Here is a 25,324-nt window from a genome sequence, read left to right on the forward strand (position 1 = left end):
GCGGGAGGGTACGTCGTTTGAGGACAAAGTAAATGGCCGCGGCCTCGACTCGTGGCGCGCTCACGTACGGCGCGCGTCAGGGCGCACCTGGACGGTGCCGCGAGCCCGCTCCGGGGGGAAAGAAGCGGGCCCGCGGGGCTCTCACAGGATGGTGCAGAGCTCCGGCGTCCGCTTGACGGGCACCTGGTACATCTCCAGGGAGTTGCCCGTCTCGTCGTCGGTGTACGGGGCCGCCTTGTGGGTCAGCTCCTCGGGGTCGATCTCGTAGCAGAGCCTGTCCTGGTCCCGGGGCAGGGTGTCATCCCGGTCCATGATGATGATGACCTCCTTCTGGGTGGACTCGGACTTCGTGACCCCCAGCAGCGCCACGGTGTGCATGCCGGTGTACCGGGAGCTGGGCAGGGTGATGCCCTCCGCGCTCAGCAGCAGCGGCCCCTTCTCCTTGAGGTGCTTGACGAGCTTGGTCGTCTCCAGCCGGCCAAACGAGTACACATCCAGCTTGGGCTTCTCGATGTCGCTGAGCAGCTTCACCACCTGCATGTGGTCGAAGTAGCACTGCCCGCCCTGCTGGGGGGAGAACAGCTTCGGGTGGGACCCGAGCTTGGGGAAGAGCTTGATGACGTTGGTGCGAGAGATGAACTTCAGCGGCATGGCGTGAATCCTCCTGTGACACGAAGGTGTCGCGGAGGGAGACGCTCGGGCCCGGCGCGGTGTGAATACCTGCTCGCCGCCCTCTATGCTGGGCACATGAAGACCGTGGATGAATGGAAGGCGGCGCTGCGTGCCGCGTTGAAGGAGGCCCTGCGCACCCGAAACACCTCCGCCACGGCGGTGCTTCGGGAGACGCTCGCCGCCATCGACAACGCCGAGGCGCCCGACATGAGCATCGCTCCTGTCCCGGTCGTGACGGGGGGCATCGCTGGCGGCGTGGATGGACTCGGCGCGGGTGAAGTGTCGCGGTTGCTGTTGTCGCCGGAGGCGGTGGAGGCCCTTGTCCAGCGCGAGCTCCAGGAGCGTCGCGACGCGGTGGCGCTCTACACCCGACTCGGCAAGCACGAAGAGGCCCGAACGCTCCAAGCGCAAGTGGAGGTGCTTCTGGCGCTTTGAGCGCGGTCAGTCGTCGTCGACGACGATGCTGGATGGGGTTGGTAGCGATTTCTGTCGCGAAATGCCTCTTTCCCAGAACAATTTGAATTCAGGCGGGTTCGTCCGAACCCATCTGTCAAGAAAATGAAATCTGGCACATGCTGCTTGTCGTAGCCTGAGTTCTTGCCATGGGGGAGCGAGATGAAGCAGGCAGTTATTGGTGTTGCGGTCTGTGTGGCAATGTTCGCATGTGCTGCCAATGCCGCCAAACAGGCCGCCACTGACGCGCCGTCGATATCAACTCAACAGTCTGAAGCAGTTGAAGCCCAGCTTGAATCCGCGGCAGCGAAGACCGAGGCTGCAGAGGCGAAAGTTGAAGCAGCAGCGGCGAGAGTCGAGGCGGCAGACGCGAAGGTTGAGACAGCGGAGGTCCAGAAGACAACCGCAATCGCCGCAGCCAAATCCGCTGAAGACCAACTGAACGACGCTCGCGCCAACAAGCTCATCAGGTACGGAGTCACCGCAGGCTTCGCAGTCGTAGCGCAGTCACGCTCACCTGGCCCCGCGGGCAAGGACGCAAAGCAGAAGAGCCTCAATATCACGACGATGCCATACCTCGTGCTCGTGCCGGCGTTCTGGTTTATCGGTGACAGCCTGGCGACCTACTGTGCCTCGAACTACATCGGACGAGACGAGGCGGCTGCAACGGCTGCGGCGATTGAGCGGGCCCAAGCACGCGCGAGGGTCGCGGCTTCGCCAGACCTCCAGAGGAGGCTCAACAGCTCGGAACAAGAAGTGAAACAGGCTGCGAACGACGAAATCTACGAAATGGCCAGGAGTAAAATCTGGGATCCTGACCCGTCTCTCAAGGGGAAATGTGGCTGGACACGGGTGGGGCTGTATCTGGGGAAGCCATCGGATTATGACGCAAGCATCCAGCCGACGGCTGTGGGGCCAGAACTCAAGCGCAAGGTGAATCCCACCGGGTCGGTGGGAGTGGCGTTTGTGCCAAACGCATATGTGACCGTGTTGCTCGGCTTGACGGCGTCAAGCTACACCGAGCCTGCGGTGCTGGCTGCCGACGGGCAGTCTGAGCAGCCCGAATCAACGCGAAGATTCATGAACTTCACGTTCGGGGTTGGCGGCAATCTGGACTTGCTCGGCGCCATATTCAGATAGATAGAGCTTGGACTCGACTCGTGCCCCCTGTGTCAGGGAAGTTGTCGCCTCGGCTGACGTGCCGAGAGGTAGTCACAGAGGGTGTGGAAAAACGAAAGGCGACGTAACGCTCCCCGGTGAGCACCACCGAAAACGAGGCCGGGTTGTCGCCCGGCCTCACGGGAGCGAGACATCGCCATGGAGAAGAGTCCGCAGGGGGGCCACGTCTGACAGGGTCTCCGGTCAGTCGTCGTCGTCATCGTCGTCGTCGTCATCGACCCAGTCCTCATCCTCGTCGATGGTGTCTCCCTCGAAGTCCGTCTTCGCATAGCAGTCCTCAGCCCAGTGGCCTGACCGTCCGCAGCGAAAGCAGGCATCGGGATCGTCGTGGTGAACCCGGTCGTGGACGCTGTCCTTGATAACGACAAGATTCCGAGAGCGGTTGTCCTCCTTGTCACCGTTGATGTGGTGGACATGTTCTCCGGGAAGGGGCTCACGTCCGAGCTTCTTCTCAGCGACACGGCGGTGTGTGAAGACCCAACGTCCTTGGTCCGCGTCCCAAAACTGTTTGTAGCCGCTGGAGTTGATCCGGGTTTTCAGCTTCCCTGCCATGGTTCCCCCATCAATCGAAGCCGGGGCCAAGTTCACTTCATGCCGTTCGCTGCCGCAAGAACGCCATCGCACTGACGCCACGTCGCGAAGCCCATCGCACCGGTAGGGCTCACCCATCTATCAGGGACAGGAGCGTCAGCCGACGCGACAACTTCCCTGACACCTGAAGCTGAGACACCCAGCGCAAGCGCCGGGTGAAGCTCCTCAGGACTCGAAGCTGGGGGGCTTCTTCTTGCCGCCCTGGAGCTCGGACGCCAACGACGGCAGGCTCCCCAAGCTGGCGCTCCGCCTCAGGGCGGGCCCTCCGCGCGGTTCGAGCACGTGCAGCCGGACGTCCCCGGGGGCGACCGGCAGGGCCAGGGCCCGGGCCGCCGCGATGTCCGCATTGTGGTTCTGTCGCAACTGCAGCGCGGCGGCCCTGCGATTCTCGCTGACGGGCGGCAGCACATGGCCGTTGAGCACCAGGTGCACCGCCAGATGGACGACCCAGGCGCCGCAACTGTCCTGGCCCCTCAAGAGCGCTCCGTCGTTGTCATCCTGATACTGGAGGGTGCAGTGCTCGACTTCGATTCCCGGGAAGGGCAACTGCAGCAGGCGGAGGTCTTCGACAGGGATGTCGTCGGGGTGCAGCGGGTCCAGATAGAGCAGCCTCACGCGGCGGCCCCCGAACGGCTCGGGCTCGCCCAGCGTGATGTAGAGCAGGGCCCAGTGATTGCCGCCCCGGTTGAGCGGCTGGATGATGATCTCCGTGTCCGTGGTGATCGCCGGGTTCACGCCGGTGGTGTACGCGGCGCGGCCCATCTGCCGCCATTGCGGACCGCTGACTCCTGGCAGGACGGCGACGTTCGCCTGGTTCCTGAGCAGATACCGCTGGAGGTTGTAGATGTCGTCCTCCTCGTAATAGTACCCGGGGGCCTGGAGGTTCGGGGCCTCTTGCGACGGGGCCTCGAACGACCCCAGCGCCTCGAATTCCTTCTTCAACGAAGACACATCCTGCTGCTTGCGTGGCTCCGCCCACGCCTCGGCGCTGGCTGACGGGACCTTCTTCTTCGAGCCGTCGGCGGGAGCCTGCGCTTGGAGCGCGCGGAGCGCGACCCGCCTCACCTTGCCCAGGTTCCGGCGGGCCAGCAGCGGGAGGTCCATGATGGGCCGGGGGAGCACCGCCTCCTCGGCGCCGCCGAGGTTGGAGCCGCCAAGCTCGGAGCCCCCGGGGCTGGCATTGCCGCCTGTCCGGAAGAGGTCTCCGTTTCGCATCACCAGCCGGTTCTCGAGCATCGCTCGCCGCGCGAGCGTCTCGTTTTCATCCAGCACCGTCAGACCGTAGGCGCTGTTGCTCATGAGGGTCAGGTGGGGCTTGAGAAAGCTGTTGAAGAACGCCCGGACCGACACGCGGGTGCCACACACCCGCATGACGCCGTGAACCAGGTCTCCGCCCGTGGGGTGCTTGCTGGCGCTGTCGACCATGAACAGCAAGCCCCCGGGCTTCTTGGGCTCCGGGGCTTGCTCCAGGAGCGCCTGGAAGAAGGCCAGATACTCCGCCTTCTCGCTGGAGGTGTTGTTGGTCGTGTCGATGACGACGGCGCCCAGTCGCTTCTGGTTCGGAATGGCCTCACTCGGGATGTTGATGGGATTCGGCGCGCCGTCCATGACCAGCATCCGCACGCCATTCTTGGAGACGATTCCTTGATAAATCGGCTCGTGGTCCAGCTCGAAGTACGGAGCCCAGGCGTTGAGCAACTGCGTGCCTGTCAACCCGCTGTCCTTCAGGCTCCCGCTGGCGCTGAACAAGGCCTTGGAATAGTGCATCCCGTAGAACGTGGCCATCCGGAGCGCGGCCATGCCGGAGAGCACGGAGATCTTCTTGACGGTGAAGCCCTCCGGGGTCGCGACCTCCTCGTCACCGTCGCTCGTGTCGCGCTTCTTCGGTGTCGGTGGGGCCTCGTCCTCGTATTCGGACCCAGAGCCGTAGCCGGACTCCTCGGACTCGAGGAGGCGCTTCATCTTGGGGCCCTTGGCCAGGGGCAGCACGCCGGGGAGCTCGTAGGCGATGGTGGCCTTGACCGGGGGCAGCGCGCACTCGGCCGGGCGGCCGGTGTACCTGGCGACGGCCGCCGCGTAGGTGCTGGCGTTGGCCCGGGGCGTATTCAGGGCGTGGTCATGCAAGACGGCCATCAGGCGGTCGACGGCTTCGAGGGCCAAGGCGGTGTAGCCGTTCAAGGTGCCAATGGCCTCGGGCACCTTCAGCTTCCGCATCTCGGTGATGAACTGGTCGGTGACCGTGAGCGCCGCGGCGATGGCCGCCGCTCCCTTGTCGGGCGGCAGCAGCCCCGGGTCGAGCCGGATTCCGTCCGGGAGGTCCGCGAGCGTCGGGAACACCGAACCGAACCCTTCCCGTGAGACGACCTCGATGCCCAGCGCCCGGGCGCGAAGCTCCTGGGTCAGCACCGCGCCGAAGACACACTGGAGCGCCCGCCATTCTCCCTGGTCCTTCGGGAAGACCTTGCTCGGCCCGCCGATGATGCAGAGCATCGGGTAGCCGTGGATCTGCCAGTCCGGGGTCCGGCTGTCCCTGTGCGGAGTGCCTCCGCTGAGCCGGAAGTTCTTGCCTTTGTAGGTCCGGAGCACCTCCACGCAGACGGCGCGCTTGGACTGGATCGCGATGTCGCTGAGCGGAATCTCCAGGTCCTTGGTCCCTGGCGCGAAGAGCTCGCAGAGCTCGAAGACGCTAGCCCCGTTGACATGGTGGCGGCCACCCGCGCGCGAGGCGGAATCCAGCCCGCCCTTGCCCAGGATGAAGCCCGGGGTGTCGGAGCGCGGATAGGACCGGGATGGGAAGCTCCGGCCCTTCGCCTTCCCCACGGAGAAGAACGTGAACGGCACCATCGAAGTGGCGGACACGGACATGACCGCGAGCAGCCACTCCAGATCGTAGCGGATCCGGGCCGTGCCGCTCTGGGGATCCACTTCCACATGCCATTCCATGCGAAGCCATCCTTGTCGTGAGCGGAAATCCACCAGGTCTGTGTTTCACGCCCAGGCCCCGGAGGATGGCACCTCGGGAGCGACGAGAACACGACCTGCCGCGACCACAGCGGATGCCTCACCTGGATGGCCCGGTCCTCCTTTCCGGGGGAGCAGGGAGGCTTCCCGGACGAGCGGCGGAGGCGCCCCGAGTCATGGAGGACGCTACCGTGCGGGGTGGCCGCGCGGAGCCTGGAGCGCCAGCACGGACGGCACGAAGTCGGGCGCGGTCAGACGCAAGAGCCCCATCCCGATTCCAGCCAGTCCCAGCATCAGCCCCGGCGCTTCGGTGAAGCGGGGCAGGCCGCAGCGCCACGCGCCGTCCTGGCCCTGTGCCAGCACCCGCGCGGCGCGTGAGCGCGCGGCCTGCTTCCAGGTCTCCTCGCCCAGCACCTCGCCCGCCAGGTGCAGCACCTCCAGGTTGCCCACGTCCCCGTGGCACAGGCAGTGGCTGCCGCCGAAGCCCTCGCGCTGCACGGTGGCGAGCCCCGCGCGGAGTTCGTCATGAAGCCGCGCATCGTCCAGGTGGCGCAGCGACAGCAGCCGGGCCAGGACACCGCCCGCGGCTCCGTTGCACCAGGCTGTCATGAAGCCGCTGGGAACCAGTGGCTCGCCTTCCTTCGAGGTGCGCAGGTCCTTCCAGTTGCCGCGCTCCGGCGCGAAGTGGGCCCGCTCGAAGGCCAGTCCCTGACGCGCGGCCTCCCGGTAGCGCTCGTCGCCGGTGAGCGCGGCCAGCTCCGAGAGCGCCCAGACGAAGCCCGCCGCGCCGTGGGCCAGGCCCGTGAGCGCGCGCCCGGCCGCGGGCACCACCCAGGCGCGTCCCCCGTGCTCGGAGTCGCTCGCGGTCTGGAGCATCCGCTCGCCGCACTTGCGCGCCAGCCGGAGCGCCTCCGCGCTGCCGGTCTGCTGGTGGAGCCGCGTCAGCACCAGCGCGGTCCCCGCGACGCCCGCGATCATGTCCAGCGCGGTGTCCGCTTCAATCCTCGCCTCCAGCGAGCCCAGCCCCGCGTGGACCTCGTCCAGCAGCTCGGCGTCGTCCAGCGCCACGGCCAGGTGGCCGAGGACGTAGACGCTCGCCGCGCGGCCCGAGAACGCCCCCACGCCGGAGGGGTCCTGGGACTCGGGCGCGCGCCACTGCTCGCGCACCGGCACCGCCGCCCTGTGCGCCAGCAGGGCGAAGTCCTGCCGGCCCGTCACCGCCGCCAGGTAGCCGAGGAAGAGCGCCACGCCTCCCACGCCGTCGAAGAGGTCCGTGCGCAGGGGAGAGAGCCCCCAGCGGCGGCGCTCCAGGTCCTGGAGGCCCACGCCAATCCAACCGGCGTCGTGGGCGCCCTGGATGGCGCGGGCGGCCAGCAGCTCGCCCAACTGGACCGCGCCGGCCAGACATGCGTCGGGCGTGGCGGGAGGGGGCACCTCCTCCCCGGCGGCGCCTACCGGCACGCGGGGCGCGACGGTCTCCTGCTCGCGCTCGAGCGTCACCATCGACTGGCGGATCAGCGCCACCTGGTCGGCGCAATCCTCGGGGCCCAGGTCCGCCAGCAACTGGCGCGAGCCGTCGAGGCCCGCGCGCGGCAGGTGATCCGGGATGCAGCGTCCCCGGCTGTCCCAGACGTGGCGGGAGCCGGGCCGGGCGGTGAAGACGGGCACGTCGCCCAGCCGCAGGTCTTCGTGCTCGGAGTGCGTCAGGCTTGCCAGCGAGGGGCGCACGCGAACCTCCGCCCACAGCTTGTCGAGCAGTTGGTCCCGGTGGAGCGCGTCGCGCAGGAAGTCCGGGTGCAGGCCCTCCTGGAGGAGGAAGCCGTAGCGCATCGTCGCCCGGGCGATGTGGCGCACCTCCACGTCCCGGAACCCCTCCAACGTCCGCGCCACCTCCTCGCGGTGCTGGAGCAGGAGCCCGTACGTCTCCTGGAAGCCGTCTTCGATGCTCGCCCCGAACGCCGTGACGTCCACGGGCCGGCCCTCCAGCAGCGGGCGGTTGTGGGCCCCCGCGGTGGCGGGCTGCCGGCGGACGACGTGCAGGGTGTCCCGGGCGCGGTCCTCCAGCATGGGCGCGGCGTGGGGGAAGAGCTGGCCGGCCTCTCCGCCCAGGCCGCTCAGCTCCACTCCGGCCCGGCCGTCCCTGCCGAACATGAGCGTGGGCAGCAGGCCGCTGCTGATCACCGAACGCTCCAGGAAGCGCGCGGCGCGGGACACCGCCGTGTCGTCCGCGCGCGGGGGCGGCAGTTGGTGGAAGAGCCCCTCCAGGTCCACCAGCACGGGGAACTCCCCGGCCGCGAGGAGGTTGCCGGAGTGCAGGTCCACGCCGCGCAGCAGGTACAGCAGCGCCAGGTGGCTGCCCTGGCGCCAGTAGAAGCGGGACACGGCGTCGCGGTCCTCGCACCCGCCGGTCTCCACGTGCTCCACCCAGCCATGCGACGCGCGCGTCAGCACCTTCAGCCGGCGATGCGGATGGCGCAGGCCCCAGCGCTCCAACTGCTCCAGCAGGTCCTGGTAGCGCGCCTCGACCTCCAGCGACCGCGGCTTGTAGACGACCCGCAGGCCGGAGCGGAAGGTCAGCAGCGCCACGCTGCGGCCCTCGCGGTGCGGATCTCCCGCGCCGGTGCGCGCCTCCACGAGCGGCCCCGGATCCACCCCCGCGCCGAGCACGGCCACCAGGGCCTCCCGGTCCTCCGCCAGGTGCGTCAGCAGCTCCAGGCTCGTCTGGAGCCAGCGCGCCAGCGACGTCGTCAGCAGCCGCGCCAGCACCGGGTACTCCTCCAGGAACGCGGCGAGCCGGCCCGGGGCCTCCAGGTGGTGCAGGGCGAAGTGTTCGAAGCGCGCCTGGGGGGTGTCACCCACCAGCTCGCCTCGCAGCCGGGCCACGTTGAGCTCCAGCACCAGGCAGCGGGTCGCGGTCTGCATCAACCGCTGCTCCAGCGCGTCCACGAGCCAGGCTTCGGCGCGCGCGTCCAGCAGTGCGTCGGGGGCTCGAGCCGTGCGGGCGGCCAGGTCCTCCACGCCCGCCCTCAGCCGGCGCAGCCCCAGTTGGAGGAGCCGGCGCGTCAGTGACGGCACGCGCATGCGGGGGCTCGATTCCACGGGGGAGGGGAGGGCGACGCCGGCCGCGCGATCCGCCAGCACCTCTTCCAGGAGCGGCAGCCACGTCAGCGCCTCCGGCCGCGTCGTGCTTCCGGCGAGCCTGCGCACGAAGGACGCCGCGTCCAGCCCCACGCCGCGAAGCCGCTCGTCGAAGGACGCCTCATCGCCCAGCGTGCTGCGCCGCCACGCCTGGAGCCGCGCCCCGGCCTGCTGGAGCGCCGTGGCGGAAGGGTCCTCTCCCGTGGCCTCCCGCTCATGGAGGAAGGCAGCCCGCTCCCACGCACCCATCTTCGAGCCCTCGCGCATGCGCGCCCTGCACGTCCGTCTGGACGCGGAAAAAGACAGGCGCGAGGGCTGGAGCCCCCGCGCCTCGGGTGGAACGGGACGGCTCCCCGTGGGGGGCCGCCCGTCACACACCGTCCATCAGCACATCGAGAACGTCAGGTTGGTGCAGATGTACTCACAGGAGTTGGTGGCGGTGAAGCCGATGTCGATCCGGCCGCCGACCACGTCCATCAGCTCGGTCTCGCTCAGCTCGTTCAGCGTCGCGCCGGAGGGGTTCGCGGGAAGCTGAGCGCGCTGCTCGGCGGTGAGGCTCTCGCGGAACGACGGGTCCTTCCAGGCGCGGATGATCAGGTCGGGGGTCATCATGTTGGGCCGCCTCCTTTTTGACGGCCCTCTCAGGCTAGCCCGCGAACTCCGGCTGTTACAAACGTCGCAGCCTTTCCATGTATCGCTGGATGTTTCGGGTATGAGTCGCGGGCGCCCCAGCTTTCCCTGGCGCGTGGAAGGGCAGCACGCGTGGTGAAGCGCCCGGCGCCGAAAACCCCGCAGGCCTACTGCGCCGGTGGGGCTTCAGGGGCCTTCCGCATCGACTCATGGGCGCGGGCGCGCTCCTCGCGCTGCTTCTCGACCAGCTCGCGCGCCTTGACCTTCTGCGGCTCCTCCAGGAGTGCTTCGACCTCGCGGAACGCCGCCGTCTCGTTGTCCTCCATCGCCTGGAGCAGGAGCTGTTGCCGCTTCAACGCTTCGTCGTTCAAGGGCTCGGGAGGTTGGGCCGGAGGCCTGTACGCAGGCCGGCCCCTCGGGCCCGCGGGGCCGGTCCTGACCGGCATGGTTCCCGGCGGCGGGTTGCCTCCCATGGGGGGGCTCCAGATCGCCCGGAGCTCTTCACGCAGGGGCCGGTTGGCCACGGCCAGCGCTTCGTCCCGCTGGCCAATCTGGATCAACTGGTCGGTGCTCAGCCCCAGCTCCTGATGGTGCTCGAGCAGCAACGCGAGGGGCGACTCGAAGAGGATCCTGGGGGGCGGCCTCCGCTGTTCCACCGGGGGCGACGATGCGCAGGCAGTAACAAGGGCCACCAGCAACAACCCCGGCATGAAATGGCGCGGCGACATTCGTCCTCCTTGGAGCGTGTGCCTTCTCTCTAGTCCGATACCGCGTCCCACAGAAGGACCCGGCTGTCCTGGCGCCGGGCACACTGACGTAGAGTGCACGGGTGACGTCCCAGCCTGATGACTCCGCCGGCCTCAATGACGGCTACGTGTACCGCGAGCGCATTGGCGCGGCCTTCGTGGGGCGCACCTCGCTCGCCCACCTGGCGAGCACGTACCGGCACTCCACCGAGGAGGAGTGGCGTGCGCGCTTCGTGCGCGGCGAGGTGCGACTGGACGGACTCATCGCGACCGGCGACGAGGTGCTGCGGGTCCACCAGGAGCTCTGCTGGCACCGGCCGCCCTGGAGGGAGCGGGAGACGCCCGACAGCTTCGAGCTGGTGTACGAGGACGCTGCGCTGCTCGCGGTCATCAAGCCGAGCGGGCTGCCGACGCTGCCCTCCGGCGGCTTCCTCAAGAACACGCTGCTCTCGTTCGTGCGGCGGCGCTGGCCGGAGGCCTCCGCGCTGCACCGGCTGGGGCGGGCGACTTCGGGGCTGGTGCTCTTCTCCCGCACGCATGACGCCGCCGCGAAGCTCCTGCGCGACTGGCGCGAGGGCGACGTGGAGAAGCGCTACCGGGCGCTCTCGGATGGGGTCGCGGCGCAGGCGTCCTACGACATCCACGCGCCCATCGGGCTGGTGCCCCACCCCGTGCTGGGGTCGGTGCACGGGGCGACCGACACCGGCAAGCCGTCACACAGCCGCGCGGAGGTCCTGGAGCGGCGTGACGGACAGACCCTCTTCGAGGTGCGAATCCACACCGGCCGCCCCGAGCAGATCCGCATCCACCTGGCGTCCATCGGCCATCCGCTGACGGGAGATCCGATGTTCGCCTCGGGAGGCCTGCCCCGCGAGCACGCGCCCGGTCTGCCCGGAGATGGCGGCTACCTGCTCCACGCGGAGACGCTCGCGTTCACGCACCCCCTCACGGCGGAGCGCCTGCGGCTGCACGCCCCACCTCCAGCCGGGTTGAGGACCGCGGCGGAGGCCTGAGCCCCCGCACGCAAGGGCCTCAATAGGTGCCCCACCGCGAAGGAAGCGGCCCGCTCCACTGCGTCTGGCTCCCCGGGGTCGTCAACGGCGCGGTGCCGCTGATGCGCATGACGCTGGAGCTCGCGTTGAGGTCGGACCAGTTCACGGCGATGTTCCGGCAGTAGCGGTCCTTCGCGAAGCCGGTGGTCATGTCGTGGATGCAGGGCGTGGCATCCCAGACGCGGTCCGCTTGCAGGCGCTGGACGGCGGTGACGACGCTGGCGGGCATCTCGCCGGAGGCCCGGACGAAGGGAACGCCATCGACGGGCACGCCCTTCGACGACAGCAGCTCGAACACCTTGCCGGAGTAGCTCAGCGTGCCCGCCATGCTGAAGTCCCAGGCGCTGGCGCTGAAGGGCTGCGCCTGCCCACAGGAGGCCGGGTCGCCGGGCGCGTCCGTGCAGGCGCCGCCGAGGTGCAGCACCAGCACGGCGCCCGTCTCCACCGTGTAGCCCTGGGGGAAGGTGAAGGCGAAGTCGGAGTTGGTGAGCTCCTGGAGGGAGATGCCGCTCAGCGTCCCGCCGGAGACGGCCACCAGCTCGATGAGGTCCTGCGGGGCGTCAGGGTTGATCTCGGTGATGCGGAGCGAGGCCTCCGGCGGAGGCTCCCCCGCTTCCGGGGAACCCGCGTCGCCGGAGCCCGCGTCGGAAGTGCTGGCGTCCACACCCGCGTCACCCGTGCCCGCGTCCCCGGCCCCCGCGTCTGGCGAGGGTCCCTGTACGCAGCGCTCTTCCACGCAGACGATGGCGGGGCCCCGGGACGCACAATCCGCCGTGTCCGTGCACTCGGGGTCGGAGCAGGCGGAGACGAGCGGGAGCAGGGCAAGGGCTGCGAGTCGCGAGCGGAGCATGGGGCGGACCTGGAGGCGCGGTGGGGGAGCGCCCTGAAACATAGGAGAAATGGGCGCGCGGGTGAGGAGCAGAGCGCTGGCCCGGCTCCTGGCCGCCCGTCACCTGGAGATGGAAAGTGGCGTCGCGGCCTGCCGAAGTACAATGAGACACTGGTTTCGACTCGCCTCACCTTCCTTCGACCTGCCCCCTGGAGCCCGTGCGAGCCGCCCCCCGCATGACTTCCGTGTGATGTCACGACGCATGACAGTGGCGCTGGGCCTGTGCGCCCTGGCCTTCCTGGGGGCGCTCCTGCTCATCCGGTGGCACGGCGGACGCGGAGCCCCGGCCGTGGCCCGGCCGGGAGCGGCTGTCCCACCGGAGGTCGTACCGCGTGTGGTGCCGCCGGCATCACCGCGCGAGGGCTTCCTGGGCGTCATCGTCGCCAGCGGCAGCGTGGACGTGGCCGCCCGGATGGAGGGCACCCTCGAGCGCATGAACGCGCAGGTCGGAGACACCGTGCGCCAGGGCGCGGTGCTCGCCCAACTGGACACGCGGGCCCTCCAGCGCGAGCTGGCGGTGGCGCAGGCGTCGCTCCAGGCGGGGGAGGCGGAGCAGCACATCGCCACCATCGCGCTCACGGAGATGCAGGAGCGGCTCCAGCGCCGCTCCGACCCGAAGCAGCGGGCCCTGGGCGCCCTCTCCGAGGAGGAGCTGGCCACCGCGCGCTTCCAGGAACAGACCGCCGTGGCCCGCCTGCGCGCGGCGGAGGCGATGGTGGCCGAGCGCAAGGCGCGCGTGGCGCAGATCGCCCAGAAGATCTCCGATGCCTCCGTGCTCGCGCCCTTCGACGGACAGGTGGCGAACCGCTACCTGGACACCGGCGCGATGGTGGCCCCCGGCCGCGCCGTCTTCCACCTCATCCGCTCCGGCTCGCAGCAGGTGCGCTTCGCCGTCCCGGAGGACCAGTCGGCGGGCCTCACGGTGGGCACGCGGCTGTCCGTGGAGCTGCCGTCCCTGGGGCAGGTCCTGGAGGGCAGGGTGGAGAACCTGGCGCCAGAGGTGGACGCGGCCTCGCGCATGGTCCTGGCCATCGCGAGCGTGCCCCGGGAGGGCCATGCGCCGGTGCCCTCGGGGGCCGTGGTGCGGGTGTTCGTCCAGAAGGACGCCGCTTCCCAGGCGGTCACGCCATGACGTCCAGGCCGAGCCCGTACCGCAAGGAGGCGCTGGAGTACCGGCAGCAGGCCCACGTGGAGTCCGGAGGGGACGTCCTGCGCATCAGCCCCGTGTGGACCCGGTGGGCCTACTGGGTGCTGCTGGGCGCGCTGGCCTGTGCGCTGCTCTTCTTCTGCGTGGGCACGCTCTTCGAATACGCGGCGGGCCCCGCGCTCATCCGCGTGGAGGGCAAGACGGACCTGACGGTCGCGTTCTCCGGCGTGGTGCTGAGCGTGGACGCGCAGCCCGGCCAGCGCGTCGTCGCGGGCCAGCCGCTGGTGCGCTTCGCGTCCGAGCAGGAGCAGGGGACCCTGGCGCGCATCTCCCGCGAGTTCGAGCTGCAGCTCGTCCGCTACCTGCGCGACCCCTCGGACGAAGGGGCCCGCCAGGCGCTCACGGGCCTCAGGGCCGAGCGCGAGCTGGCGCAGGCCCGGCTGGAGGAGCGCACGCTGCGGGCGCCCCACGCGGGCGTCGTCGGGGACCTTCGCTTGCAGCCCGGCCAGTACATCTCCTCCGGCATGCGCGCGCTGTCGCTTTGGGGAGACGACGCCACGGTGGCGGTGCTGGCGTTCCTGCCGGGCCAGTACCGGCCGCTGCTCGTGCCGGGCATGGACCTGCGCCTGGAGCTCCAGGGCTTCGCCTACGAGTACCGCGACCTCGTCATCGAGTCCGTGGGTGATCAGATCATCGGGCCCGGCGAGGCGCGGCGCTACCTGGGGCAGGAGCTGGGGGACGCCATCCCCCTGGAGGGAGCGCTGGTGCTCGTGCGCGCGCGGCTGCCGCTGCGGACGTTCGTCCGCGAGGGGCGGACCTTCAACTACTACGACGGCATGCCGGCGCGGGCGGAGGCGCGGGTGAAGTCGGAGAGCATCCTGCTCACGCTCGTCCCCGGACTGAAGGAGCTGCTCCCCCATGGCGGATGAATCCGGGCGGGGGCTCGTGGAGCGCTTCCCCGCGCTCAGGAGGCTCCAGGAGGCGGTGCGCGGCCAGCGCATCCCGGAAGTGCGGCAGATGACGCCGGCGGAGTGCGGCCTCGCCTGTCTGGCCATGGTGCTGGGCTTCCACGGCCGGGGCGTGGGCCTGGACGACCTGCGGCGCGTGATGGGGACCGCCCAGGACGGGCTCGCGGCGGCGCACCTGCTGACCGCGGGGCGCGCCTTCGGCCTGCGGGGACGGGGCGTCTCCGTGGACCTGGACGGCGTGCCCCTCCTGCCGGAGGCGTCCGTCCTCCACTGGAAGTTCACCCACTACGTCGTGCTGGAGCGGTGGACCCCCGACGGCGTGCACATCGTCGACCCGGCGCAGGGCCGCCGCTTCGTGTCCATGGAGCAGTTCCGGCAGTTCTTCACCGGCGTGGCGCTGCTCTTCGAGCCCGGCGAGGGCTTCGTGCGGGCCCCGGGCAAGCCCCGGCGCAGGTCGCGCTACGTGGAGAAGTTCGCGCGCCAGTCCCAGACGCTCACGCGGGTGTTCGTCCTGTCGTTGATGTTGCAGGTGCTGACGCTCTCCATCCCCCTGCTGACCGGCCTGGTGGTGGACCGCGTCGTGCCCCGGGGCGACTACCACCTGCTGCTGGTCCTGGGCGTGGGCCTGGGCGCGCTGGTGTGCTTCCACCTGCTGACCTCGCTGGTGCGCAGCCACCTGCTGCTGGAGCTGCGCACGCGGGTGGACTCGGACATGACGCTCGGCTTCCTCGAGCACCTGGTGTCGCTGTCGTACCCCTTCTTCCAGGTGCGCGCCGCGGGCGACCTGATGGCGCGCCTCAACGTCACCGCCACCGTGCGCGAGGTGCTCTCCTCCAGCCTCGTGTCCACGCTGCTGGATGGCGTGCTGGTGGTGCTCTACTTCGCCATCCTGACCGTGGCGAGCCCCGGCACGGCCCTGCTGGTGGGCGCCCTGGGCGCGTTGCAGGTGCTGGTGTTCGAGGTGTCCCGGCGCCAGCAGCGCAGCCTGCTCGCGCGCAACCTGGAGCTGGAGGCGCGCAACCAGAGCTACCAGATTGAAATGCTGACGGGGATGCAGACCCTGAAGGCCTTCGGCGCGGAGCACCGCGCGGTCCAGCACTACTCCGGCCTCTTCGTGGACGTGCTCAACGTCTCCCTGGCCCGGGGCCGGCTGACCGCCTGGGTGGACGCGCTCACCGGCACGCTGAAGCTGAGCGCGCCCCTGCTGCTGCTCTGCCTGGGCTCGCTCCAGGTCCTGGAGGGGCGGATGAGCCTGGGGACGATGCTGAGCCTCAACGCGCTGGCCGTGGCCCTGCTCACGCCCCTGGCGAGCCTGGTGGCCACGATGGGCCAGTTGCAACTGGTGGGCAGCTACATCGAGCGCATCGACGACGTGCTGGACACCCCGGTGGAGCGCGAGCCGGCGCGGCCGGAGGCGAGCGTCCCGTTGCAGGGGCGCATCGAGATGGAGCGCGTGTCGTTCCGGTTCGGTCCCCTGGCGCCGATGATCGTCCAGGACGTGTCCGTGCGCATCGAGCCCGGGCAGCTCGTGGCCATCGTGGGGCGCTCCGGCGCGGGGAAGAGCACGCTCGCGAACCTGCTCCTGGGGCTCTACCTGCCCACGGGGGGCCGGGTGCTCTACGACGGCGTCGACCTGGAGCAACTGTCCTTGAGCGCGGTGCGGGAGCAGGTGGGCATCGTCCTGCAGGAGGCCTCCTTCTTCGGGGCGACGCTGCGCGCGAACATCGCGCTCGGCGCCCCCTCGGCGCCCCCGGAGCGCATCGTCGCCGCGGCGAAGCAGGCGCAGATCCACGACGAGATCCTGGCCATGCCGCTCCAGTACGACACGCCGCTGGCGGACCGGGGGATGTCCCTGTCCGGAGGCCAGCGGCAGCGGCTGGCCCTGGCCCGCGCCCTGGTCCGCGACCCGAAGATCCTCCTCTTGGATGAAGCGACGAGCGCCCTGGACTCCGTCACGGAGCACCGGGTCCAGGACGCGCTGGCCTCGCTGAACTGCACCCGCATCGTCATCGCGCACCGGTTGAGCACCATCCGCAAGGCGGACCTCATCCTGGTGATGGAGAACGGGCACATCGTCGAGCAGGGGAGTCATGAGACGCTCCTGCGAACGGACGGGGCCTACGCCCGGCTGGTGTCCGCCCAGCTCTAGCGTCCGCGCGTCATGACGCCGCCCTGCTCCAGCAGCCCGAAGAGCTCCAGCAGGGCCTCCACGGGAAAGACATGGCCGTACTCCGCGTGGGCCGCGTCGCGGATGTCCGCCACGGAGCGCTTGCCGTCGGCGTAGCTCGCGAGCGCATCCGCCAGTTGGTAGAAGCGCAGCTCGCTCTCCCCCTGCTCGCGCAGGGCCGTGGCCGCGGCGCCCATGGCGGCCTTCACCGCGTCCACCCGGGCCTGTGCACCGGGCATCGCGCGGCGCTCCAGCTCGTCGAACGACGCCAGCTCCTGGCCCTTCACGCGACGCGGAACGAAGGCCCGCGCCTTGCGCTCGGCTTCGCCCAGCGCGGGCTCCTTCAGGGACACCCCGCGCGCCTTGCCGTCCGCCTCCAGGCGCTTCAGGGCCTGGGACTCGGCGGTCTCCAGCGCCTGGACCATCGCCTTCACCGGCTCCGCGGGCGCACCCAGGGCCAGGCAGGAGCGCAGGGCGTCGCGTTCACGCTGGTAGCCCGCGCGCACCCCGGCGCGGGCCAGCCGCGCGAAGCCGGGCACCTGCGCGGCGGGCGTCGAGGCCAGCTCGCGGCGGGCCCGGAACTCGTCCTCCGCCACGCGCTTCGCGCCGTGCACCGCCACCAGGCGCGCGAGCTCCAGGGCGCCCGGGCCTTCGGCCCACGCGGCGACGGTGATGCCCGCCAGCCCCGCGAAGGCGGCGCGGTGCAACTGGGTGGGGTCCACGTTCTCCGGCCGGTCTCCGCTGGTGTGGTAGCCGTCATCCGGCCACGTGGAGTAGGCGACGCCAGGGATGCCGTGGTCGTTGAAGAGCTGGTGATCCGAACCCCGGCTGTAGCGGTCCATGTGCGCGTCCATCGGGTCCTGCGAGCCGGTGACGGACCCGATGCGGAAGTCCTTCCTCCGCGGGTAGGCCACCCCGTTGAAGCGGTTCATGAAGGCCACCGTGGACTCGGACACGGCGTTCACGAAGCTGCCGTTCCAGTCAGGCGTGTACGAGACCTGGAAGCGCGAGTGGGCGCGGGTCATGCTGGCGCCGAGCATGTCGAAGTTGAACTGCGCCACCCGCCGCACCGGATCCGCGCCGTGATGGGCGAACCACTCGCGGGTGCCCTCGAACTCCGGCAGCCACAGCACGCGCAACGTGCGCACCGGCGGGGGCAGCACCCCCCGGCGGATGAGCGTGGTGTACGTGCGCACCAGCTCCAGCAGCGTGGCGGAGCCGGAGGCGTTGTCGTCGGCGCCGGGCTTGTAGTGGTCCAGGTGGGCGGTGAGGACGATCTCCTCTGTGGCGAGCGTCCCGGGGATGACGCCGCTGACGATGCTGAGGTGGCCCGTGGGCGCTTGCGTGGCGACGCTCACGTCCACCTTCACCGGCCCTTCCTGCAACTGGGCGCGCAGCTCGCGCCCCTGCCGGTCGGACACCATGAACAGGAAGGGCGTGCGTGCGCCCTGCGGCATCAGGCTGCGGGGGACCATGGCCCAGCCCACCTGATCCGGGAAGTCGCCGTCCATGCGGTGGGGCGCGTTCCACGGCGGCGTCGTATAGGACGACACCACGCCCACGGCGCCCAGCTTCACCACGGCGGTGCGCAGCGCGGGCACGGGGTGCCCCCGGGTGAGCACCACCTTGCCCTTCAGGTCCTTGCCCGCGAACTCCGCGTCCTGGGTGCCCGTGCCCACGTCGACGAGCTCCAGGTCCTTGCCCTCGAAGCTGCCGCTGCCGATCGCCAGGGACATGGGCAGGTCGGCGTAGGACGTCACGCGGTGCCGGTGGGGACCGGCCACCCACAGCTCGCCGTGCGTGGCCCGCCACTGGGGCCCATCCTTCATCGCCTCCAGGCGGACGTCCTGGAGCCCCGCGGCCTCGGCGGCGGCCTTCGTCCAGGCGGCCGCCTCCGAGTAGCCATCCACGCTGTCGCGCGCGAGCAGGGACAGGCGCTGCACGCCGTCATGGATCCGGTCTCCCGAGCTCTCCTGGATGAGGGCGCGCACCACGTCGTCCCGGAGCACCATCCCGGTGGTGGGCGAGATGGGCCCCAGAGGGGACACGGGGGCCTGGGCGGAGGCGCCGAGCGATGCGAGCACGGCGAGGAGGGCGAAGGGCAACGGGCGGAGGGGCATGGCTTCGCCGTTCTATACCGTGCTGGCGGGGAAGACCTCCGCGGCTCGAGGTCCGGGGCGAAGCGCTCGACTGGGTGGTCCCGGATACGAGCGAGGGCATCCAGCTCGCCTTCGATCGCCGCGCGCGCCATGGGGTGGAGCTATTCGGACCTGCTCCTGAACATGCTCGCCGACGCCTGGTCCGATTCCGCTAGCGAGCCCGGACGACGCTCAGGGGGACGTACCGCTCGGCGGAGTTCAGCGCCACGTCGCCGTCGGTGCCTCCGAGGATGAGCACACTCCCGGATTCCAACCACGTGGCAGTGTGAGAGGTGCGCGCCGATGACATGGGGGCGATGGGCTCCCGGCCGCCATCCCGCCGGAGTATCTCCGCGGAGGCGTGCGGCTGCGCATAGGGGGTGGAGTATCCGCCCGTCACCAGCACCTCGCCCGAGGGCAGGGCGGTGGCCGTGTGGAAGAAGCGGGCTTCCCTCATGTCTGCCTGGGGCGTCCACGAAGCGCTGACTGGCTCGAAGAGGTCCACGGTCGGGAGGACCGTTGCAGGTGAACCCGCGATGGAGCCGGTGACCAGGACCTCTCCAGAGGGCAGCAGCGTCGAGGCGTGGCCGTTACGCCCACGGCCCATCCGCTGCGAAAGGAGTCGCCATCCTCCATCCGGTTGGTACGAGTTGTAGACCTCGGCGGTTGTCTCCGCTCCGTCGCGATGGAAGCCGCCGATGGCCATCGCTACGCCACCGTCCAGCAGGGTGAGCGTCAGCGTGTTGCGCTTGCGGTTCAGGACGCCCGCATTCGTCCAGCGGTCGTTGTCCGGGTCATAGAGTTCGGAGGTGTCCAGCCCATCGAAATCCGAGAAGCCGCCACCCGTCACCAGCACCATCCCCGAGGGCAGCAAGACGGCGGCATGACCGGCACGTGCTCCACCAGGCATGGGACTGACCTCAGTCCATTGATTCGCAGCCACGTCGTAGATTTCAGCACTGTCCAGCGCGCCACCCGTGGGGCCCCTGCCTCCGACCACCAATACATTGCCATTTCGCAGCAGGGTGGCGGTGTGGGCCATGCGGGCCGTCCTCAGGTTCCCCCCGGGACTCCAGATGTTTGAGGCGACGGTGTAGAGCTCCGTCGTTTTCGTCGGGCTGACCGCCGAGCTGTCTCCCGTGCTGCTTCCGCCAACAACGAGCACCCGGCCATCTTTCAGAACGGTAGCCGTATGCGCTGTGCGCCGCATCTGCATCGGGTTCACGGGCTTCCACCCCGGCGGTTCGCGTCCGCCATCGGGAAGGCCCCCGTCAGGTCCTGCGTCCCCGCCGTCCTGCCCCGCGTCCCCGCTGTCCTGCCCCGCGTCCCCGCCGTCCGCTCCACCTCCATCCTGGATGGCATTGCCGTCAGGCCCCGCATCCGGCCCGCCCTCACTGCAGATGACAGGGTTGTCGAGGCAGAACCGGTCCACCTCTTTGTCGACATCGAGGCACGCGGCGGCCTGGACGCCGAGCAGCAGCAATCCCAGGGCTGTCGAGCGAGGCATGGGCCTCATGGCCACCTCCCAGACACGAACACGGACGTCCCATCCAGCCCGAGTTGCACGGGCACCGGCTTCTTCGGTGACCCCAGCAGATACATCCCCGTGGAGGCGCCCAGCCCCACCAGCCCCGCGACCAGCAGCCCCGCGGAGGCCGTCTGAAGCCTTCGCGCGCTTTTGGCCACGTTCCTGGCGTCGGCCGCTGAGTGGATGTCCTTTGCCACGTCATCCAGCTTCGACTTCCGCCCCTCCGCCACTCCCCAGGAGACGCCCGCCGCGACGACGAGGGCCCCTCCCGCCACGGCGGGAACGAGCGCCCGGTCTCGCAAGGTGGAGTGCGTGCCGGATGCCTCTGACACGGGAGAGGATGAAGACTCCGGGAGTCCCGTGGCCACGACGGGGAGCGGCTCTCGTGGCGCCTGAAGCTCCTGTGCCTCCAAGGAGGCCTCCTGCTTCAGGGGCTCACTGCCAGCCCCTCGCGCGGCCAACTCGCTCAGGACGCCCTTGCGCACCGCTTCGAAATACCGTTTCACCTTGGGCGAGACCTTCAGCGGCAACTTCGCATCAGGGTTCAGTGTGAGAGCGGCCTTGAATGAGGCGTCGGCGTCGCGCAACCTTCCGCTCAGCTCCGCCAGGATGACGGCCTGATAGAGCGACATCACCACCTCGTCCTCGGCCCCCTTCGATGCCTCCTTGCAGCGGGCTACCTGGTCCAGGGCACGCTCGTACTCGAGGTCCTCGATCAACAGGTTGATGAACTCCGCGCAGATGCGCACGGGGGGGGAGACGTCGCCTCGGGCCACCCTTGGGAGGAGGGTGAACCCCAGGAGCAGGACCCAGACACAGGTGCCGTGCCGCCACGGGATGCCCGACAAAATGGCTCTTGCCTTGCTGTAGGAGGAAGAACGCATCGCATTATCTTTCATCGCTCGGGGGAGTGGCCGCCCATGGAGTCGAGGAGAAAGAGGGGGCGGGCCCCAAGGCATCCCAAAAAAGCCCTGGGGCCCCTCACCCAGCGTTTCAGTCCAGCAAGCCCTGGAGGCTGAAATCCAGTCGGCTGCTGACCAATCCCAACAAGCTCTCCAGCGTGAGCCGGTCCTGCTTCAGCCGGGGCGTGAGCTCCATGCGAACGCGCTCGAGCAACTGCTCGCGGGCCTCCGCGATCCTGCGCGCGATGCCGGAGCGCGAGCCGCCATACATGAGCGTCAGTCGGTCCATCGTGAACCCATGGAGATGGTGAAGGCGCAGCAGGGTCCGCTCCTGCTCGGGGAGCACCGCCACCGCCTTCTTGAGCGACTCGACGAGGAGCTGGCGCGCGTCTTCGCGCAGCAGCGCGTACTCGGGGTCGCCCGGGGCCAGGAGCCGCACGAGATCCTCGGCAGGCTCCGCGACGAGCTCATGGCGCGCGTCCCTGCCCACCAGCTCCCCGGCGATGCGCGCGGCGACGATGCCCACCCAGGTCAACAGGGGCCCTCGTCCCCCATAGCTCGAAATCCTCGGGGGCGTGTCGCCGCTGCCCACCAGCAGCCGCTCGCGCAGCACCTGCAGCACCTCGTCCACCATGCTCGGCGACACCCTCCCGAGCCGGGCGGGGATGTTCCGGAGGATGTCCTGCTCGAAGGCCCGGAGAGCGGAGGGCTCCCCACTGGCGCAGGCGCACGCGAGGTACAGGTCGGCGCCGTGGAGGACGCGCATCACCTCCAAGGTCCTTCCCGCGGGCAGGTGCCGGGCCAGGTGCCGCACGAAGGACTCCGCCGGGAGCGGCGCCGGGGCCCCGGCCCACCTGCTCCGGGCCGCCTCGATGTATTGGTTCAGCAGTCCCTCCAATCCCTCCACAGCGTCCAGCTCCGCGCGCTGCTCCCGGGGCAGGTGCGCCCGCAGCAGCGCCGCCAGGGAGCCTGTCTTGCGTTGCTCGCTCATCGCTTCGCCTCCCGCTGTTGCCAGGCCAGCACCCTCTGGAGTTCCGGCTGGCCGCGGACTCCCACGGACTCCAGCCGCGTCCGGGCCTCTTCGGCCAGTTCGAGCGCTCGCGTCCGGTCCGGAGCGGGGCGCCCTTCGAGGAGCGCCCGGGCCAACAGGAAGGAGGTCCTCCCGGACGCCTCCGCGTCACCGGGTGCGCCCCAGCGGGTCTGGATGCGACGGGCGCGCTCGAGCAACGGTGTGGCCTGCGCCGCCGCGCCCAGTGCCAGATGCGCCTTGCCGGCGCAGGTCAGTGCGTTGGCACCATCCTGGGACTCCGCGCCATCGGCCTTCTCGGTGAGGGTCACCGCCCGCTCGCAGTACGCGAGCGCCTCCTTCGGGGCTCGTGTCGCCAGGGACAGCTCGGCCAGCAGCAGCAGCACGGACACCTTCTTCCCGGCCTCTGGGCCGGAGTCCTGCTCCAGCCGCATCAGCGCGTCCAGCAGGTCGCGCCGCGCCTCGGGGTAGCGGCCCGCCTTCAGGTGCACCTGCCCCCGGACGGTCAGCGGCAGGGCGGCGCGCGGCGAGTCCGGGCCCAGCGAACGCTGGACTCGCTCCAGGGCCTCCGTGGCGAAGGCCAGCGCCTCGGCGCCCTGGCCCGCCTCGCGAGCGAGGACCGACTGCTCCGTGAGCGCGAAGATGACGGTGATGTGATTGGGGCCCCGGCCCCGCTCGAAGATGGCGCGTGCCCGTTCCACCTGGGAGCGCGCCTCCTCCAGCCGGCCTTCCAGGCGCGAGACCCCGGCCAGGTTCAGCAGCACCGTCCCCATCGGAGTGGTCTCCGGGCTGGAGGACGCCTCCTGGAGGGCCAGGGCCCTGCGCCAGGCTTTGACGGCCTCCGCGTGCCGGCCCACCTCCAGCGAGGCCGTGGCGACCCGGTTGTAGGAGGTCACGAGGGCCGGGTTGTCCGGGCCCAGCAGGCGCTCGCGCAGCGCCAGGGCCTCACGGTGGAGCTTCAGCGCTTCCTCATAGCGGCCCTAGCCGTAGCGGATGCGTCCCAGTTGGTGGATGAGGTTGGGCGTGCGCAGGCTGTCCGGGCCGTTCCTCCGGCGGGAGAACTCCAGGCCCTGGAGCGCCTCCTGCTCCGCCTCGGGGAGCTGGCCGTGCGCCTCTCGCAGCGACGACAGGCGCGTGTGCAGGTCCGTCGTGATGTCGGGGAAGCGCTCCCGTCCCAGCCGCTCGACGGCGGCCCGGGCGTGTTGGATGAGCTTCTCCGCTTCCTCGGCGCGGGACTGCTCCTCGCCCACCGCCCAGATGAGCTCCAGCCAGGCGCGGGCCACCGTCTCGTCGTCACGCGCGGCCTCGCCCGCCCACAAGGCCTGGTAGAGGAACGCCTCCGCTTCCCTGGGTTTGTTGAGGCCCCCCAGGAACACGCCGTGGGCCAGGAGCACCTCCGCCCGCAGCGGCTTGTAGTCCAGCCCCTTCAGCTCCTCGAGGAGGGCTGCCGTCACCGCGAGCCCCTCGGCGAACCGGTGCGACAGGAGGTGGGCGCGGGCCTGCGCCAGCTTGTGCCGTGCCGCCTCCACCGGGGCCCGGAGGTTTTCAGGCGGCTGCGGCCGGGCGGAGAGGCCGGGCGCGTCCCGGCAGCCGGCGAGCCCCTCCAGGGAGGTCGTCAGCGGGTGCGCGTTCTGCACCGTCAGCACGTCCGCCTTCTCCAGCACCTCGGTCACGGCGGCGAACTGCCAGAGCCGCGCGTCGAGGCACGCGGCCGTCTGCCAGGCGACGTCCGCCGTGCCGCTGTCCGCGGCCATGCAGGCCTCGGTGCGAAGCGTCCGCCACTGGGCGGCGTAGGCGTCCAGGGCTGACGCGAGCTGCTCCCATGCTGGCGCGGCGTAGGACGCGCCCGTGGACAGGAAGGCCGTGCGGATCCGTTCGCGCCGGGCGGGGCTCCAGGCCACCGTGAGCTTCTCCACTTCCTGCTCGCAGTGGCTCCCCTCGCGATGAGTCACCCCGTAGGCCGCGAGGGTGCCCAGGACGCCCGCCACGGCCGCCACGGCCGTCATCCGCGCAAGCCACCGGATGGGCCGTGGCGTGAGGGCCGCCAGGAGGGACTCCATGGAGGGGAAGCGCTCCTCGGGGTTGGCGCTGAGTCCCCGGAGGACCGCGCGCCGGACCCGGGCTGGGACCTTCACCTCCCGCTTCGGGGGGCTGATGGTGCCTTGCCGCGCGGCCTGGGCCAGCTCCTGGAGGGTCGCACCCTGGAAGGGGCGCACGCCAAAGAGGGCCTCGTGGAGCGCCACGCAGAAGCTGAACGCGTCGGAGCGCGCGTCCGCATGCTGGCCTCCCAGGATCTCCGGAGCCATGTAGGCGGGCGTGCCCAGGAGCTGGCCCGTCCGGGTGAGATGCTTCATGGCGGCAACCGGGGCCTTGTCGGGCTCCTGGAGCGGAGCGCCCTCGTCCTGCTGGAGCGGGCCGGCGATGCCGAAGTCCGTCACGAAGACGCGGCCCTCCTTGCTCAGGAGGGTGTTGGCGGGCTTGAAGTCACGGTGCACCAGGCCCGCGGCGTGCGCGGCGGCGAGGCCCTTGCCTGCTTCGCGGAAGACCCGCAGCACCTCCTTCCAGGGACGCGGCTCCTGCATCCACTCCGCCAGCGTGGTGCCCTCCACCAACTCCATGGCGAGGAAGACGCCGTCTGCATGGGTGCCCACGTCGTAGAGGGTGACGACATTGGGATGGTCGAGCCGGGCGAGCGCCTGTGCCTCGCGCAGCAGCCGCTGCCGCAGCTCTTCGCGTTGGCGTCCCTCGGAGCGCAGCATCTTGAGGGCCACCCGGCGTCCCAGTTCGGGGTCATCCGCCGCGTACACGACGCCCATCGCGCCAGAGCCGATGCGCTCTCGCACCACGTACCGGGAGAGCTTGTCTCCCGGCAGCAGTAGCTGGGACGGCGCCTGCGCGGAGGCCTTCGGAGCACCGGCCAGGACCTGGGTGTCATTCCCCGCCGCCAGGACCCAACGGCAGTCCGTACAGCCTTCCAGGTGCGCCAGGACAGCAGTCTGGTCCTCTTCGGAGAGCAGCCCCGCGAGAAAGTCCGTCAGCGTCGCTTCCTGTGGACATGAAGCCATATGTGCTCACTCCGCGAAGCGTTCCGGTCCGCCAGACAAAGCGGAAGGTTGATTCAAGCGTGTGTGGATTT

General features: G+C 70.2%; 18 protein-coding genes and 1 pseudogene. 6 read left to right on the top strand and 13 right to left on the bottom strand.

Features of this window, described 5'->3' with window-relative positions; translation table 11 throughout:
* Positions 1–141: 141 nt before the first annotated feature.
* Entirely contained in the window at positions 142–651 is a 510-nt protein-coding gene (locus tag K8612_RS19415; RefSeq protein ID WP_223763364.1) for a hypothetical protein, read from the bottom strand.
* A gap of 96 nt (positions 652–747) precedes the next feature.
* On the opposite strand from K8612_RS19415, the gene K8612_RS19420 reads away from it, so the two are divergent.
* Together K8612_RS19420 and K8612_RS19425 are read left to right on the top strand one after the other, a co-directional pair.
* On the top strand, positions 748–1,107 hold the full coding sequence (locus K8612_RS19420) for a GatB/YqeY domain-containing protein (protein WP_223763365.1): 360 nt from the start codon (positions 748–750) through the stop codon (positions 1,105–1,107).
* Between the two features lie 180 nt (positions 1,108–1,287).
* Entirely contained in the window at positions 1,288–2,265 is a 978-nt protein-coding gene (locus K8612_RS19425; protein WP_223763366.1) for a hypothetical protein, read from the top strand.
* 222 nt (positions 2,266–2,487) lie between these two features.
* On the opposite strand, the gene K8612_RS19430 is transcribed toward K8612_RS19425, so the two are convergent.
* From K8612_RS19430 to K8612_RS19450, 5 genes are all read right to left on the bottom strand, one after another.
* The gene (locus K8612_RS19430) at positions 2,488–2,856 is read right to left on the bottom strand and encodes an HNH endonuclease (RefSeq protein WP_223763367.1); all 369 of its coding nucleotides are present in this window, start codon (positions 2,854–2,856) and stop codon (positions 2,488–2,490) included.
* Between the two features lie 204 nt (positions 2,857–3,060).
* A complete protein-coding gene (locus K8612_RS19435) occupies positions 3,061–5,838 on the bottom strand; it encodes a C48 family peptidase (protein WP_223763368.1) in 2,778 nt (925 codons plus the stop codon).
* Between the two features lie 204 nt (positions 5,839–6,042).
* A complete protein-coding gene (locus K8612_RS19440) occupies positions 6,043–9,261 on the bottom strand; it encodes a type 2 lanthipeptide synthetase LanM family protein (protein ID WP_223763369.1) in 3,219 nt (1,072 codons plus the stop codon).
* Between the two features lie 117 nt (positions 9,262–9,378).
* Positions 9,379–9,606 (bottom strand): mersacidin/lichenicidin family type 2 lantibiotic, encoded by a 228-nt coding sequence (locus tag K8612_RS19445; RefSeq protein ID WP_206790744.1) that lies wholly within the window; start codon positions 9,604–9,606, stop codon positions 9,379–9,381.
* Between the two features lie 185 nt (positions 9,607–9,791).
* On the bottom strand, positions 9,792–10,352 hold the full coding sequence (locus K8612_RS19450) for a hypothetical protein (RefSeq protein WP_223741577.1): 561 nt from the start codon (positions 10,350–10,352) through the stop codon (positions 9,792–9,794).
* 101 nt (positions 10,353–10,453) lie between these two features.
* On the opposite strand from K8612_RS19450, the gene K8612_RS19455 reads away from it, so the two are divergent.
* Positions 10,454–11,383 (top strand): RluA family pseudouridine synthase, encoded by a 930-nt coding sequence (locus tag K8612_RS19455; protein WP_223763370.1) that lies wholly within the window; start codon positions 10,454–10,456, stop codon positions 11,381–11,383.
* 19 nt (positions 11,384–11,402) lie between these two features.
* Here the strand turns inward: K8612_RS19455 and K8612_RS19460 are convergent, their stop codons facing one another.
* Positions 11,403–12,272, bottom strand: coding sequence for a hypothetical protein (locus K8612_RS19460; RefSeq protein ID WP_223763371.1), 870 nt, complete (start codon positions 12,270–12,272; stop codon positions 11,403–11,405).
* A gap of 229 nt (positions 12,273–12,501) precedes the next feature.
* Here K8612_RS19460 and K8612_RS19465 point away from each other — a divergent pair, with 229 nt between their 5' ends.
* From K8612_RS19465 to K8612_RS19475, 3 genes are read left to right on the top strand one after another with little or no spacing between them, the layout of a single operon-like run.
* Positions 12,502–13,443, top strand: coding sequence for an efflux RND transporter periplasmic adaptor subunit (locus K8612_RS19465; protein ID WP_223763372.1), 942 nt, complete (start codon positions 12,502–12,504; stop codon positions 13,441–13,443).
* The gene (locus K8612_RS19470; RefSeq protein ID WP_223763373.1) at positions 13,440–14,387 is read left to right on the top strand and encodes an HlyD family efflux transporter periplasmic adaptor subunit; all 948 of its coding nucleotides are present in this window, start codon (positions 13,440–13,442) and stop codon (positions 14,385–14,387) included. The genes K8612_RS19465 and K8612_RS19470 overlap by 4 nt, the downstream gene beginning before the upstream one ends.
* Positions 14,377–16,575, top strand: coding sequence for a peptidase domain-containing ABC transporter (locus tag K8612_RS19475; RefSeq protein WP_223763374.1), 2,199 nt, complete (start codon positions 14,377–14,379; stop codon positions 16,573–16,575). Before K8612_RS19470 ends, K8612_RS19475 begins: the two co-directional genes overlap by 11 nt.
* On the opposite strand, the gene K8612_RS19480 is transcribed toward K8612_RS19475, so the two are convergent.
* The 6 genes and pseudogenes from K8612_RS19480 to K8612_RS19500 all read right to left on the bottom strand — a co-directional run bounded on the left by K8612_RS19480 (position 16,572) and on the right by K8612_RS19500 (position 25,253).
* On the bottom strand, positions 16,572–18,713 hold the full coding sequence (locus tag K8612_RS19480; RefSeq protein WP_223763375.1) for a M28 family peptidase: 2,142 nt from the start codon (positions 18,711–18,713) through the stop codon (positions 16,572–16,574). The two genes, K8612_RS19475 and K8612_RS19480, sit on opposite strands and share 4 nt — an antisense overlap.
* Before the next feature lie 190 nt (positions 18,714–18,903).
* On the bottom strand, positions 18,904–20,238 hold the full coding sequence (locus K8612_RS19485; RefSeq protein ID WP_223763376.1) for a kelch repeat-containing protein: 1,335 nt from the start codon (positions 20,236–20,238) through the stop codon (positions 18,904–18,906).
* A gap of 5 nt (positions 20,239–20,243) precedes the next feature.
* Positions 20,244–21,143 (bottom strand): hypothetical protein, encoded by a 900-nt coding sequence (locus tag K8612_RS19490; protein ID WP_223763377.1) that lies wholly within the window; start codon positions 21,141–21,143, stop codon positions 20,244–20,246.
* A 109-nt stretch (positions 21,144–21,252) separates the two neighbouring features.
* Positions 21,253–22,152, bottom strand: coding sequence for an RNA polymerase subunit sigma-70 (locus tag K8612_RS19495; RefSeq protein ID WP_223763378.1), 900 nt, complete (start codon positions 22,150–22,152; stop codon positions 21,253–21,255).
* Positions 22,149–23,156: pseudogene (locus K8612_RS39285) on the bottom strand (tetratricopeptide repeat protein); the annotation flags it as partial. The gene K8612_RS19495 and the pseudogene K8612_RS39285, both read right to left, overlap by 4 nt.
* Positions 23,157–23,168: 12 nt before the next feature.
* Positions 23,169–25,253 (bottom strand): protein kinase, encoded by a 2,085-nt coding sequence (locus K8612_RS19500; RefSeq protein ID WP_306799679.1) that lies wholly within the window; start codon positions 25,251–25,253, stop codon positions 23,169–23,171.
* Positions 25,254–25,324: the final 71 nt, after the last annotated feature.

This window comes from Corallococcus sp. AS-1-6 (assembly GCF_020037015.1).
Taxonomy (GTDB): Bacteria; Myxococcota; Myxococcia; order Myxococcales; family Myxococcaceae; genus Corallococcus.

Coding starts and splice junctions, on each gene's coding strand:
- K8612_RS19415 (WP_223763364.1), bottom strand. CDS start 651: ATGCCGCTGAAGTTCATCTCTCGCACCAACGTCATCAAGCTCTTCCCC.
- K8612_RS19420 (WP_223763365.1), top strand. CDS start 748: ATGAAGACCGTGGATGAATGGAAGGCGGCGCTGCGTGCCGCGTTGAAG.
- K8612_RS19425 (WP_223763366.1), top strand. CDS start 1,288: ATGAAGCAGGCAGTTATTGGTGTTGCGGTCTGTGTGGCAATGTTCGCA.
- K8612_RS19430 (WP_223763367.1), bottom strand. CDS start 2,856: ATGGCAGGGAAGCTGAAAACCCGGATCAACTCCAGCGGCTACAAACAG.
- K8612_RS19435 (WP_223763368.1), bottom strand. CDS start 5,838: ATGGAATGGCATGTGGAAGTGGATCCCCAGAGCGGCACGGCCCGGATC.
- K8612_RS19440 (WP_223763369.1), bottom strand. CDS start 9,261: ATGCGCGAGGGCTCGAAGATGGGTGCGTGGGAGCGGGCTGCCTTCCTC.
- K8612_RS19445 (WP_206790744.1), bottom strand. CDS start 9,606: ATGATGACCCCCGACCTGATCATCCGCGCCTGGAAGGACCCGTCGTTC.
- K8612_RS19450 (WP_223741577.1), bottom strand. CDS start 10,352: ATGTCGCCGCGCCATTTCATGCCGGGGTTGTTGCTGGTGGCCCTTGTT.
- K8612_RS19460 (WP_223763371.1), bottom strand. CDS start 12,272: ATGCTCCGCTCGCGACTCGCAGCCCTTGCCCTGCTCCCGCTCGTCTCC.
- K8612_RS19465 (WP_223763372.1), top strand. CDS start 12,502: ATGTCACGACGCATGACAGTGGCGCTGGGCCTGTGCGCCCTGGCCTTC.
- K8612_RS19470 (WP_223763373.1), top strand. CDS start 13,440: ATGACGTCCAGGCCGAGCCCGTACCGCAAGGAGGCGCTGGAGTACCGG.
- K8612_RS19475 (WP_223763374.1), top strand. CDS start 14,377: ATGGCGGATGAATCCGGGCGGGGGCTCGTGGAGCGCTTCCCCGCGCTC.
- K8612_RS19480 (WP_223763375.1), bottom strand. CDS start 18,713: ATGCCCCTCCGCCCGTTGCCCTTCGCCCTCCTCGCCGTGCTCGCATCG.
- K8612_RS19485 (WP_223763376.1), bottom strand. CDS start 20,238: ATGCCTCGCTCGACAGCCCTGGGATTGCTGCTGCTCGGCGTCCAGGCC.
- K8612_RS19490 (WP_223763377.1), bottom strand. CDS start 21,143: ATGCGTTCTTCCTCCTACAGCAAGGCAAGAGCCATTTTGTCGGGCATC.
- K8612_RS19495 (WP_223763378.1), bottom strand. CDS start 22,152: ATGAGCGAGCAACGCAAGACAGGCTCCCTGGCGGCGCTGCTGCGGGCG.
- K8612_RS19500 (WP_306799679.1), bottom strand. CDS start 25,253: ATGGCTTCATGTCCACAGGAAGCGACGCTGACGGACTTTCTCGCGGGG.